At 43.1% G+C, this 13054-nt stretch carries 14 protein-coding genes; 6 read left to right on the top strand and 8 right to left on the bottom strand.

Annotated elements, in window-relative coordinates:
* Positions 1 to 3 precede the first annotated feature (3 nt).
* From A1OO_RS09470 to A1OO_RS09450, 5 genes are all read left to right on the top strand, one after another.
* Positions 4 to 648 (top strand): DUF6475 domain-containing protein, encoded by a 645-nt coding sequence (locus A1OO_RS09470; RefSeq protein WP_017002860.1) that lies wholly within the window; start codon positions 4 to 6, stop codon positions 646 to 648.
* Positions 649 to 660: 12 nt separating this feature from the next.
* Positions 661 to 993, top strand: coding sequence for a hypothetical protein (locus A1OO_RS09465; protein WP_017002859.1), 333 nt, complete (start codon positions 661 to 663; stop codon positions 991 to 993).
* Positions 994 to 1124: 131 nt separating this feature from the next.
* On the top strand, positions 1125 to 1709 hold the full coding sequence (locus A1OO_RS09460) for a DUF1367 family protein (RefSeq protein ID WP_017002857.1): 585 nt from the start codon (positions 1125 to 1127) through the stop codon (positions 1707 to 1709).
* Positions 1706 to 2041 (top strand): nuclease domain-containing protein, encoded by a 336-nt coding sequence (locus tag A1OO_RS09455; protein WP_017002856.1) that lies wholly within the window; start codon positions 1706 to 1708, stop codon positions 2039 to 2041. Before A1OO_RS09460 ends, A1OO_RS09455 begins: the two co-directional genes overlap by 4 nt.
* Positions 2038 to 2832 (top strand): TIGR02642 family protein, encoded by a 795-nt coding sequence (locus A1OO_RS09450; RefSeq protein WP_017002855.1) that lies wholly within the window; start codon positions 2038 to 2040, stop codon positions 2830 to 2832. Before A1OO_RS09455 ends, A1OO_RS09450 begins: the two co-directional genes overlap by 4 nt.
* Here the strand turns inward: A1OO_RS09450 and A1OO_RS09445 are convergent.
* From A1OO_RS09445 to A1OO_RS09415, 8 genes are all read right to left on the bottom strand, one after another.
* Complete coding sequence (locus tag A1OO_RS09445; RefSeq protein ID WP_017002854.1) at positions 2829 to 3386, bottom strand: hypothetical protein; 558 nt, start codon at positions 3384 to 3386, stop codon at positions 2829 to 2831. The two genes, A1OO_RS09450 and A1OO_RS09445, sit on opposite strands and share 4 nt — an antisense overlap.
* Entirely contained in the window at positions 3383 to 4492 is a 1110-nt protein-coding gene (locus tag A1OO_RS09440) for a hypothetical protein (protein ID WP_017002853.1), read from the bottom strand. The genes A1OO_RS09445 and A1OO_RS09440 overlap by 4 nt, the downstream gene beginning before the upstream one ends.
* A 441-nt stretch (positions 4493 to 4933) precedes the next feature.
* Positions 4934 to 5080, bottom strand: coding sequence for a hypothetical protein (locus tag A1OO_RS23425; RefSeq protein WP_017002852.1), 147 nt, complete (start codon positions 5078 to 5080; stop codon positions 4934 to 4936).
* 332 nt (positions 5081 to 5412) lie between these two features.
* Positions 5413 to 6948 carry a hypothetical protein gene (locus A1OO_RS09435; protein ID WP_017002851.1) on the bottom strand — a complete coding sequence of 512 codons (1536 nt, stop codon included), beginning with the start codon at positions 6946 to 6948 and terminating at the stop codon, positions 5413 to 5415.
* A gap of 272 nt (positions 6949 to 7220) precedes the next feature.
* On the bottom strand, positions 7221 to 7925 hold the full coding sequence (locus A1OO_RS09430) for a DUF4145 domain-containing protein (protein ID WP_026023791.1): 705 nt from the start codon (positions 7923 to 7925) through the stop codon (positions 7221 to 7223).
* A 341-nt stretch (positions 7926 to 8266) separates the two neighbouring features.
* A complete protein-coding gene (locus A1OO_RS09425; protein WP_017002849.1) occupies positions 8267 to 8704 on the bottom strand; it encodes a hypothetical protein in 438 nt (145 codons plus the stop codon).
* A gap of 160 nt (positions 8705 to 8864) precedes the next feature.
* A complete protein-coding gene (locus A1OO_RS09420; protein WP_017002848.1) occupies positions 8865 to 10673 on the bottom strand; it encodes an ATP-dependent nuclease in 1809 nt (602 codons plus the stop codon).
* A gap of 366 nt (positions 10674 to 11039) precedes the next feature.
* The gene (locus A1OO_RS09415; RefSeq protein ID WP_017002847.1) at positions 11040 to 11609 is read right to left on the bottom strand and encodes a hypothetical protein; all 570 of its coding nucleotides are present in this window, start codon (positions 11607 to 11609) and stop codon (positions 11040 to 11042) included.
* A 929-nt stretch (positions 11610 to 12538) separates the two neighbouring features.
* Here A1OO_RS09415 and umuD point away from each other — a divergent pair.
* Complete coding sequence (umuD, locus tag A1OO_RS09410) at positions 12539 to 12946, top strand: translesion error-prone DNA polymerase V autoproteolytic subunit (RefSeq protein WP_017002846.1); 408 nt, start codon at positions 12539 to 12541, stop codon at positions 12944 to 12946.
* Positions 12947 to 13054 lie beyond the last annotated feature (108 nt).

Here is a 13054-nt window from a genome sequence, read left to right as displayed (position 1 = left end):
CTCATGAACATACGCGATCAGAAAGACTTTGCAGCAAGGCTAGAAGCCGTCATGGGGTTATACAGTAAATCGTTATCGAAAGCCGTCCTCGATGAGTGGTGGCGAGCACTAAAACACATGGATTTCGGGGCCGTCGACCAGGCTCTTGAGCTGCACACACAAAACCCCGATGCAGGTCAGTATCCCCCGAAACCTGCCGATGTCATTCGGCTGATGGGGGGGACATCCAAAGACCGTGCGATTGTGGCTTGGTCGAAAGTGTCGAAGGCCATTTCGAGTGTCGGTGCTTGGAACGACGTCGTGTTTGACGATGCACTTATCCATGCATGTATCGACCAAATGGGCGGATGGGCCAAGCTCTGTCAGTCCTCGGAAAAAGACCTCCCATTTCGAGCGGCAGAGTTCGAAAACAAATACCGTACTGCACTGTTTAACCCGCCTGAATCCTATCCAAAAAGTCTCAGTGGCATGGCAAACCAACACAACGCCTCCCAGGGATTAGACGTCTCGCCGCCAATGACCATCGGCAATATTGCGCAATGCCGTGAGGTTTACAAAGGCGGTTCTTTACCCCCGATTGTCAGCATTCTATCGATAGATGACACCAAAGCACTCATCGTTTCTCGCCCGTCGTTGGCGAACCACTAAGAGGAAATGACCATGCGTGATTACACCCCTTCGCAAGCTGAAATCAATGCCATGTTCGACGAACTATCGACCAACGGCTATGAGAGCTATCTGCGACATATGAAAGAACAAACGAACCTCAAAATGGACGACATCGTGCGGATGATCGTCAAGGCGACGGGTCAAACCGCGATTGATATTCGTAAGTGGAAAAAAGACGGCGTGGCGAATAAAGCGTGTGCGAAAGCACTGTGTGAATTGGCTCAGCGTATGGGGTTCTATTTCGGGCAACACATGCTGCTACCGACGAAAGCGGTCTGCAAGCATTGGCTCGTGCACGATCGCCACAACTTTTCCGGCACGTAGCGAGGAGGCGTCATGAACGGTGATGACATTGGCATTGCAGTGTGGCTACTCATTGTCCTTGGGGTTTACCTGTTGTGGTTAGGCTCCGACATGCGAAAAGGCGATGACAGAGATCATTGGGACGATGAGTGATGCAACTGGCACTCGTTAAAACACAGGGTGGCGTACTGGTTCCGCTAACCGAAGCGGACAAGGCGTTGCTCGACAAAAAGCGCATTGGCACGGTGTTGGAAGCCCATTTCAAGGTGACGAGAAACCCCAAGTTCCATCGTAAGTACTTTGCGTTGTTGAACTTGGGCTTTGACTACTGGAACCCAAAGGGAGGCACGGTATCACCGCAGGAGCGAAACCTGCTTAGTCGTTTCGCTGGCGAGCTGGCGAAGTGGGGCGGAGAACAACAAACCTTGCAAGATCTCGCCAATGGATTTTTGGATGTGATGGCGCAAAAGCGTGCGTCGTTGGAGGTGGAGAAAAGCTTTGAAGCCTACCGAAAATGGGTCGCGATGGAAGCAGGCTTTTTTAAGATCGTCGTGTTCCCGAATGGGGCGGTGAAGAAAGAGGCTAAATCCATCTCATTTGCCAAGATGGATGACAATGAATTCGCTGAGCTGTACCGCGCGTCATTCACCGTTATCTGGAACCACATTCTGCACAAGTACTTTGAAAGTGAAGACGATGCCGAAAAGGCCGTGAATCAACTACTGGGGTTTGCATGATGAACGTCAAAACACCCGCCATTCGTAGTAAAAAACTCACTCAAGCCGCTAGGGGGCAAGAATGCACGTTAGAAATCTTAGGTGTTTGCTGCTTTAACCCTGACACCGTCGTGTTTGCGCATTTCCCAAGTGCCACGCATGGGATGGCGTATAAATCAGATGACTTCTGGGGGGCGGATGCCTGCGTCAATTGCCATGACGTGATCGACGGACGTGTGAAGTATGCCTTTGAGCCTGGGGAGCGAGAAGAGTACATGCTCAGAGCCCTGCATTTGACATTGGCTAGACGAATTCGTTTAGGTCTTATCCAGGTTAAGGGGAGCGCCCAATGAGTCGAGCGATTGAACTGATGATCAGAATGCACAGCGAGAAAACACCGTCGATGCAACGAGGCCGAGCGACGTTAACCGGTGATGTCATCTTAGGTGTGCTCGGTAAGCTTCAACACGAACACCCTGTTGGGAGTGATGCAATGATGTGGCGATGGTTAAACGACATGTATGCGTTTGAGCGTCTTCAAAAGAAGATGGAAGAACTCATTCCGGAAGACGCCAAACGGAAGGACCTGTGCAAACACATGATCACCTTGGCGCTGATGGTGTTCGCGGAAAAGCCGCTAGAGCCACAGCAACGAAAGCTCACGTCACTTTGGAAGAACCACAGCGAGCAGGCAAGGCGCAGTAAGCGATTAATGCGAACCTGGCAGGTGCAAATCAATGTGATGGAAAAGCAGCTAGACGGCGATTCTGCGTTTAAGACCGCGCAGCTGGTTGCGGCGATTGCGAAGCGCAAGCAATGGATCGTTGATGAGCGACAGCGGTTAGAGGAGTACGCAAAAGCTCAGGCAAAAAAGAGCTGTCAGTGTCCGAAGTGCGGGGGAACGGGCGTGACGAGGGTTGTTGATACCTGTTCAGGTTGCGGGGGAAGTGGAGGGGTGACGCTAAAGGCAGATGGGGTGAGGAAGCATTTGAGGCAGGCGGGGATTTCGCAGGTGAGCGATAGCGTGTGGAGTAGGGAGCTAGAGGGGTTGTTTGAAAGGGTGTTGATGGGGTTATGTAGGGAGGGGGATGAGGTGAGTATGATATTTGGGGTAATGTTATGTTTGGAGTGCTCACAAAGCTAATTTTTCTCCCCTAGGTGTTTAGATGCGTATTCCTTAAATTTTGAACTCAATTCACTATCATCATCTAATAATTTAAGAGCATTTTTCTTTTCCTCATAACGCATCGCTTTCGTCTTGAGGTGCGTGCTTAAAACTTGAATCGACTGATCGATAGAAAATAGGGAGGTTGATACGAGGGTGCAAATAGCATAAGCCGCAAAAAGAAAGCTCGTGAAAATTTGAGAGCTTTCTTTAGAAAGTGGAATATTGGAAAAAAGGATCGACATGGAAAAGGTCGAGAACAGCAAAAACCAAATTGACCATATTCGTGAACCGAATTCACTCGTGTATGAGGTTATTTTTTGCATGTCTTTTGACATTAAGCCCTGACAGGCATTTAGATTGTCTGATTTTCCTTTTATATTTAGTGAGATAGCGATAACAGGCAGGAAAATTGCGTTAATTAGATAGAACTTTGGCTTAAGTATCTGAACGGCCTCAGTTGATAGCATCAAAAGCGATGCTATCATAGTCAAAATTCCGATAGATAGGGCAATAAAAATACGAATTTTCATGAGGCCGCATCTAGTTCTTCGACTGAGATTTGTTCAACTAACCACTCCCTTACTTTTGGATATAAATCTTGTGGGTCAAGCACTCCGTTAACATATCTGAGTGTAAGTTTCTTTTGTAAGCTTAGCTCTCTGCCAACAAGTTTACCCACTTTATCAAGCTCAATAGTAATGTCATTTGGATGTTGGTGCCGCATCGCTTTTGATACGTTATTTATTATCTCTTGCGAGCGCTGAGTGCTTTTTCTTTTATACGAAATTTCAAGTGAAACATTTATGCTTGATCCATCAACCGCGTCAGCAGATAGAAGCTCTTCAGATATACCAAATTCTTTTAGCTTTTCCATATCACCAAATACACTCAGAAGCCAGTTGAGCCCTTTACCTTTTGGTTTTACGGACACGCTTTTTGCGTCAAAGTGTTCAATATCGGATCCAATTTTTTGTCTGACGTCTTCTACTGCTTCCTCTCCAATAGTATCAACGAGAGGTGCACCAATCTTAAGAATCTTGGTATTTGAGTTTTCTAATTTCTTTTGTGCCAACTCTGGTACTTTCATTGTCAGTAAAACAAAAGCTTTATCTTCAATCACACCAGATGAGCGAAGTAGCCAATTAATGTGTTTTTCAAGCTCAGAAGTCCGGAGTGATGCTGATTGTATGATGGCTAAGTGATTGTTGAAGGCACCGAAGTACAGAATTGAGTCCAAAAACTCGCGCCTTTTACCTTCATCTGTCTCTGGTGGGGCTAATGATTCAACTTCTAAAAACTCTCGGTCATCATCAATTGTAACAGTTGATTTGTTTGCTCCTTCGGCATAACGCATTAAATCACCGAATACGATACCCCATTGGCTTTCTTTGTTGTTTATGAATAGTTTGGATTTCTTGTAATCATCCTCATCTGGATCGTGAGAATCTTCATTTACGATTTGATAGCGACTTTTTACCAAGCATAAGGATACAAGAGCTTTATGGAGAAGCTCAGAAAACGACAAGTGACCGTCATAGTTAACAAGCTCAGCATATCGATAGTGAAGAGTCTTGCTCTTGTGGTTGACAGTAATCTCTCTACTTAGTATATCTTTCTTCTTGCTTTTCTTAGGCATTTTCAATCTCGACACAGTAATGCTAAACCGAAGTGATACTGTGATTTTAAAAAATGGGGTTGGTTGAGTTTATAAATATTCTGATATATTTTTTTATTAGTCTTTTAATGCTGCTTTTGTGTTGATTACACCAGATGTTATGTTCTTATTGTAATGATAAGTAAGATTTTTATTGATTACTTGTAGGTGAATCGTGTCTTACAATGCAGCCTTTGAATGAAGGGTAGTGGATGTCTACTGAATCGTCGTTTATATATTCCACGCTACCGCCTTTTGCTTATCGGCAGGCAACCCACCAGTGTCTAAATTTTCTAGCTAGAATGTACCACAAAGTGCATTAGGGGAGGCATGATTTAGATCGCATGTGAGGTCGAACGGTTAGATCTTAGTCAATAGAATTAGATGGTTGCAGGGTGAGAAGCCCTGAGGATGATAGATAGCTTAGGGCAGAACCCTGGCGACGGACTGTAGCAATATGGATGCGCTGAGTATTTCAGGGAAGAGATAAGAGCCGTAGAACGCAAGCCATCCAAGGATGACCAGGGTGGTACTTTTTAGCGTACCAGCTTTGTGCAATTGTTTATCCATAGTAACCTCCTTATTTTCATTGAGGTCGCTAGGATTCTGCTCCACAGTGTGTACTGCCCTAAACTATCTAAGTTCACATCCTAGTTTCTAAGCGAATGAATTACAACAATTATGTCTGTAAGACGCTTATTAATATTAATTGCCATCAAGAATGGCGGCAGGGTGAGAGGGTTGGTGGCTGTAAATGCAAGGAACGTACGGATGTGGCCCATCAGTGATAGCCTAACAAAAAAATTGATAATTGTAGTAACCTTAACTCAACTCTTAATGTAGATAGTATTGATTTACGACTAGAATACTCCTTGAAGGGACCTCCAAGGAGTTTAAATAAGTTATGAGAGTGTTTGTTTGGCTGTGAAGTCTTCGTTCCAGTGTGTGTCGTCTCTCATTTTCACCCCCGGCTCATCAAGCAATAAGTCATGTTTAAGTATATCCTCTAAAATTGCTCCATTTTTACTAAACCGCATGGTTGTTTCGGCAATCTCAAAGCTGTCTACCAGCGCCGCGGGTTGAATTGCATGACAATAGATCGCTCTTATATCTTTATCTTTACAATCAAAGCTCTGAATTGAATTTCGAATTTTGTCAGCTCTTGAATATTCGACTATTGGGCCATGCAGTGTTTCGTAGGCTATATGCACTATAGTTGGAGCGTCTAAAGGTGCTTGATTGATCGCTTTGCTGAGCAACTTTCTAACATCTTTTGCCTTTTTATCTATTGACTCCTCGGCTATACATTCCCACTTTGCGCAATAAGCAGTGAAAACTCCTTCGCAGAAGAGGTTGAGTATGTGCTCTTGATCGTCAGGGCCCCATGCGTTAATCGCTTTTGGGGAGTGGATTTGGGTATATGAACCGCTGCTATCGTAGCCTCCAGCAAAGAGAGCTATCATTTGGGGGGAATTCCAGCGCACTTGAAACCGGTCAAAATGCTTATTAACCGCATTCATATCAATGTGGTTTGCAGTAATGATTATTTGCTCATTCTCCAATGATATGGAGTCTTCTATACCGTTTCTTCGGATTAGTTCTACTAGTACGTGTGATACTAGATTTTCATCTGTATTTGATACTTCGGTCTTGAATACCACATCGACGTGCGTGGGCGTACCATAAGTGGTAAGTACTGGAACGAGTTTAGCCCATCGCTTTCTCCATTCTTTTCTTTCTAGTTCTGAATATTCAGTTACTTTTGCTTGTCTTTTGCATTCTACATAGAAATGTTCACTACCTCTGGTAACAAATAAGTCCGGCGTTTTTGACCTAGAAACCTCAGGTATGAATTCGACTGTCCAACCATTTCTCCTATACATAATGGCAACCAAAATTTCGAATAAAATTGAATCAGGCTGGTTTGCTTTACCCTTAAGAAGTTCGTCGAGCTTAGAATCGATGCCTTTAATGCTTTTTGCCAAATCGATATGGCGACCAATCGCAGCGAAGAATGGGTAAATTCTCGACGATTGGGGAAGTTCGTCAACGCTTGGTCGATCATACAGTGATTCTACTAGATACAGATACCAAGCAATCCAGTCGCTGTGGAAGGCAACTCTAGCATCTTCATCTTCAATATTGATGCCAAAGTTTGAACTGTCCGGGATTAGCTGTTCTTGCTGTTTTTTGAAGTAGGCCACCACGTTTAGCTTTCTTTCGTGCCAAACATCCTGTCCCATATGATCTAGAAACCAATCGAGAGCCTTTTTACTGTTAATGAACCACTCATCACTTTTTCTACTTTCTAGAAACTGTTCTAGTGAGTCCCAATCCTTTTCGCTGCGCGAAGCTGATTTTACCTTTGAGCGGCCTTTCTTACTGACTTTTCGAGGTTTATCTTTTTTGCGGTTTTTACCTTTGTTGGTTTTACGCAATGTACAGTCCTTATATAAATATTCTCAGGTTCTTGTTACTGCAGTTTCATTGGGGGCGTTTCTTTGCCTATAGGCACGCATCACGCCATCACTGTCTAAATTATCTGACTGAAATGTACCACGAAGTGCGTAAGATGAGGCATGAGTTAGATCGTGTTTGAGGTGCGACTGGGGAGATTTTGTTCGATCAAATCAGATGGTTGAAGTTTGAGAGGATTGGCTGCGGGGGGCAGCCCTTGCGCTTTAAGTGGGTAAGAATACTACGAGTACTCTTAAACACATTTTTTGTCCACTTTACCAAATACTTGATTGATTCGTTGGGGGATAATATATGTACCCTCGAGCATATGATCTATGATTTGCATAGCCATATATAGTTGATCTTCACTTTGAGGCTTTACCTCATGTGCAGCTTCATTTCCTAGGCTGCGTAAGCGGTGCAATGTATCCGAGCCTTCTTTTGTTATTACTGACATTTGACACAAAGAATTAATTTTAGCGAATAGATCTTTGCCTTGAGCGTTTTGCTCTTTACAGACTGTTTCAATCAAAGCTCGGACACCAATACCAGCTAAGATAAATAAACCATTGCTAATGGCACTCGTGGTTTCTCGATAGATAGCTTGAACGTTTAAAGGTAACAAGTAGGTATTAATCGCGCGAAGCTGATGTGTTCGGTTTGGGAAGTAGCTTTCTGTGATATTGCCTACTAAGGCGTCATGCTCATAGCTATAATGATCGTCCTCAGAATGAGTGGATTCAATGCGAAAAGACACTGCATCACAACCACTACATTGAATGATCTGATGCCGTCTATCCCAATCCATTCGGTAGCCATCACCTGCGTCGTCAAAACCGCTTTCATGAAATGATGAAACTATAGAATGAGACGTTTCTCTAGCACATTCGTTACACACAAACTTTTGTTTATCACTAGAACAATCTTCGAGTTTGAATATTTTTGTTATCTTACCCAATTCAAAATTACCTCTTGAAGGCTTACAACTTGATAGCGGGAATCTTACTCGCTTAGTACAAAGTAGGGGCTCTGGATTATTTTACGTAACCTCTTTCTGATGCAGAGGGATCTATAGCTACCGCCCTTTGCTCATCAGCACGCAACACGCCATCACTGTCTAAATTATCTGGCGGGAATGTACCATGAAGTGCATAAGGAGAGGCATTATTTTGATCGTGGTTGAGGTTGAGTGGTGAGATTTTGTTCAATTAAAATAGATGGTTGCATGGTGAGAGGGTTAGCTGCGTGTGGCAACCAGAGGGTGCAAATGCCTATTAACCAGTGAAATGCTCATCGGTGCTATAGTAGGGCTAAATGGTGCTCTACGTAGTCTAGAGTTTGGTTCTTGTCGTACCTGCCCCCCGGAGACCAGTTATGAAAAATGTCCTCATTAATAATGAACTCTAAATCACTAAATTTCTCAGATAGTGGCGTGTAGTTAACTCCAAAAAGAGGAACAGAAAATTCATCGAATTGGTCACTTGTTAAGTCATAAATTAACTCATTGACTACCACCCAATAGTGGCGCTCATCGTTGGGGTAATCGTAGCCTTCTATAACTTTCACATCGCATTCAGGATGCTTGCTTTTCACAATATGAGCAAAGACTCTTGATGCTCCTTCACAACTATTTTTAGGAAACTCGAAGGACCCCATAAACAATGAAAAATCTTCATGTGAAGCTTTCTCGTAGATCGAGCGAATTCTTTGTGCTAGTTGGACTATTTCATGCTTCATTGTATGACTCTTTTATACTCAAATGGATTCACTGTTGGTATTGGTAACCAGCAAGGAAATCTGTTGTGATTGGAAGGCTCTATATGGCCACGCGGGCGTAGCCAATGGAGAGTCTCGTAAGCTATATGGGGATCATATATGTTAGTAGAATTCTGCAACTTCACTCTGGGAAGAGATAAGCCTCTATCTGAAGTATCAGTTGTTCAAGGCAGGCAAATCTATCTCTAAACTCTTGATCATCTTTGTTACAGAAATGTCGTGACATAGGACCTTTACCTGCTTGTGTGAACTCTTTTCTCACATATATCTCCCATTCCTCGTCGAGGTGCTCACTTAGAGTAGTTTCTTCGGCAATAATTCTACTGTTTAGATTGGTTGGAATAATAGAAAGAATATTTCTTTCCTTAAGATGATTATTTTCATCAGCCCACATCCATGCGTTTCGGTCATATAAAGTTTCGAGCACAACAGGAATGTTGAAACCCGCTTGGATAATAGGTATTACGTGTTGAGGCTTCGGAAGCTTAAAACATTTTGCCGAGCGGATATTATCAGGTACTTCATTCCAGGCATTTGAAGCTTTAATAGCATCCGCATCTAGATCAAGAAGTCCTGCCGCCCGTGGTAAATTAGGATGGTGCTTTGCTTGGCTTCTCCATGACTGAAGCATATCGATAACATAGTTGATACCAGCACTTTCCTTTGTTTCAATATCAATATCCTGCGATCTGTTCGGGATAAAAACACTTATCGCTTTCTCTATGATTAATTTATCAGAAGGTCCCTCTACAAATAGCTTTCTACGGTTAGCCTCAGCTAAGGCCTTTGCCTCAATTCTTGCGGCTTCACGCTGCCTTACCCTTTCCTCAAGCTCTTCAACCATTGGTGCAAATAGGGCCGTTGTACCCATTCGCTCATCTAAATCACTTAGCTCATTGGTTTCTTTGGTTCCTTGATTTTGATCCGATGTATACATGTGATGGCAAGATATCTGGTTCTCATCTTTCTCCTTACAGTGGAGGTTATAAAAAACAGGAGAGTGAGTAGATAGAAATATTTGGGATATACTTGAGTTTACGAATTCCCAAAACTGATCTGCCAACTCAATGGAGCTAGATAATTCAAGACTGTTTTCAGGTTCTTCATAAGCCCAAATGAAATTATAGGGCTGTGCACCTCGTCCCTGAAGGCTTCGAGTTTTATCAGCCATAAATTTTAGAATTAGAGGTATATGTCTGGCTTTTACGCCATCACCTCGTACATCGAGTGAAATATCTTGCTCATCACTTAAGAAGTCAAGACTTTCAAAAATATGACTTAGATTTCTCGGTAAAGCCAACCTTGAATTCAGACCCAATGAATGTCTGATGTTTTGTGTTAGATCTTGCAGTTGATGTGATATTGATTGTTCGAAGTCTCTGCTAGAATCACGAAACTCTCGGTTTGCTACTTCAGCTATCACATCATAAATGCTGGCCCGAAGTAATGAGAAATACTTTAGGTCTTTTATGGCGGGGACATATATAAATTTAATGTTCCTCAAAAGGGCATGAAGGTTTGATCTTTCAGGTATTTTCAATTCTTCTATGTAAACACCACTTCTTGGACCCACAACTTCACGGTGACCTATATACTCATTATATACAAGGCCATTGTCTCGCCAACGTTTTTCCCAGACGACAATGTCACCATTTACACGACGATAATTTTCTGGGACTGACAATTCGATCTTAACAATTATTTCTTTTGCTCTTCTGTTTGGAAGGTTGAAAATGTTATGATCAATCTTGAAATCTAACTCTTTATTTTGGTCTGTTTTACCATTAAAGAATAGATTCAATGCCCTAAGAACATTTGATTTCCCGGAATCATTTCTACCAACCAATACTGCTAGCTGATTAGGTGATATACTCAAAGTACGAATTGACCGGAAGTTTTTTATCTCGACTCTTTTTATCTGAAAGCTCATAAATACTACTTAGGAATTGATGTTGGTTTAATCGGCTAAAAACTTATTAGACTCCAAGTTTAGGGGGCACGCTACCGCTCACAAATTATCGGCACGCAACAAGCCATCACTGCCTAAAACTTTTGGGCGAGAATGTACCATAAAGTGCATATGGGGAGGCATGATTTAGTTCGCAGTTGAGGTGTGATTGATGAGATTTTGTTCAAAGAAATGGGGTGGTTGCAGAGTGAGAGCTATTTGGGGTGAAGATTACGGCAGGAGCTTTGCAGAAAGCATTAGAAACGATGACTTTATGTTTATCTCAAGAGATTGGAGCGAATAAAGTGTCGGCTGCGCGACACTTATTCTAGTGGTCAAAACCTTCGACTACATATCTCTCAATGCTGTAATTAGTTTGGTAAAAGTAAATGAGGCGCTAGGGGGCTCTGAAAGCGTCAAAGCTTGGTTGGCACTTGCCTCATTTTCATCTTTAACCTTTCTGTCTAGTGCCAATAGTTGCTCAATTACTTGTTGCGCTAACAGTGGCGATTCTTCTGTTGATAATAGGTTGATTGTCTCTGTGGTAAGTTTGAAAGAACTTTCACTGCCAACCCATGAAATTCCGGCTGTGCCGTTTAGAGCTACACCAGCTTTCCAAGTGACATTTTCAGGGTTCTTTTCGGATGCCATACTTTTCTTAATTTCATCTGCTACGTAACTTAAAGTGCCCGACCAAAGAACTTTGTCATTAAATATAACTTCAGCTTCAGAAAAGCTTCGTTGCTCACTAATGACACCAATTTTCTTGTAACCACCATCAAAGTTAACGGTTGCGTAATCTTGTTTGGGCTGCTCAAAAGATCCCATCGCAAACAATGCGGTAACACAAATTGTTATGGTGATAATGATTGATGCGATTGGAGCAGTCATAAATTGCTTGGTACTTTCAGTACTCATTTGATGTCTTTCCTGTGTTGAAATGTGGATGAGATCTACTTCGCTAAAAAAACAGACACTCTCGGCACTAGATAGGTCATTGTTGTCTATTTATTACGACGAGAATTTATCATAAAGTGTGCAAGGCTAAACTTGATTTGGATCGTGTGAGGGTGCGAGTGGGGGAGTTTTATTCAAATTAATCAGATGGTTGCGGGGTGAGAGGGTTTGGCTGGTCTTTTCCATTAACAATTAAAACTTCGCTCAATTCTTTGAACGACCAATTCTCTCACTTTAGCTGAAAGAAAGTGCGAGGGGATGTATCTAAGGTAATAAGAGCGACGCGTTGGTCGAGATGTTTGCTTGATGTAATTCAGAATCGCCTCTGCGTGTTCCTTGTCCCATGCCCACAGCAACTTACCTCTGATTTGCCATTGCCAATATGCATCAATTGGCCAGTTCAATTTGTGCTGTCTATTTGAGTGGCAATGAGAACATAGAACTAAACCATTCGTAAGCAGTGGGTAACCGGCATAACCTGAGTCACCACCACTTCTTAGAAACTGGCTGGAGCCTGATGGTGGCTTCCAGCTTATTTTAGAAGGAAACCTTTCGAGAACTCGCCAACTGCCCCATCTATGAATCGGTCTTGTCTCATCAGGGTGAATCTTCCGGTTCGATAAGAACTCAAACGGTTCTTCGAATTTAGCTAGCTCACCACAATCAGGGCACTTTATGTCTATTGGTTTGTCATTCATTTGGTGCCCAAGCGCGCAATATTGTTCATGTCGGACAGCTTACGCGAGTAACGGGTGTGCAGCAAAGGGGCAAGTAACAGCCGTGATCAGGATAAATATCTAGTTCAAATTTCCCGCTGTCAGAAAGCCTAGCTCTTGCTAGTGAGACGAAAATCGCTAGAATGAATACTGTATATTTAAACAGTGAAAAATATGAACATTATCCCTATCTTCGCCAGTGCGGGTATCACCGGTTTTGAGTCTCCAGCCAGTGATTATCGCCAACTTCCTCTAAGCCTGGATGAGTTGCTCGTCGAGCACCCAAGCGCGACCTTCATTGGTAAAGCGTCGGGTGAGTCTATGCAAGGAGTGGGGATTTTCGACGGCGATATCTTGGTTGTGGATCGTCACGTTACCGCCAGAGATGGCGATGTGATTGTGGCGAACTTAAACGGGGAGTTTATCTGTAAGCTCCTTGATGTTCCGCGTCGTCTTCTGCTCTCAGCCAATGACAAGTATTCCTCAGTACCTATCACCAAACATGACACCTTTACTATAGAGGGAGTGGTGATCCGCTCAATACGTTGTCACCGTCAGAGTCCGCTTTTATGTTCGCGTTAGTCGATGAGGTGCTGTTCAGTTGAATTAGATGGTTGCAGGGTGAGAGGGTTGGGTGGTTGGAATCGAGGAATTAATGGCAATACAACGCTTTCCAGGAGAGATTTCGCA

It is taken from the genome of Enterovibrio norvegicus FF-33, from assembly GCF_000286835.2.
GTDB lineage: Bacteria > Pseudomonadota > Gammaproteobacteria > Enterobacterales > Vibrionaceae > Enterovibrio > Enterovibrio norvegicus_A.
Note: the sequence above shows the minus strand (reverse complement) of the source record. Positions and strands in the feature narration are given on the sequence as shown.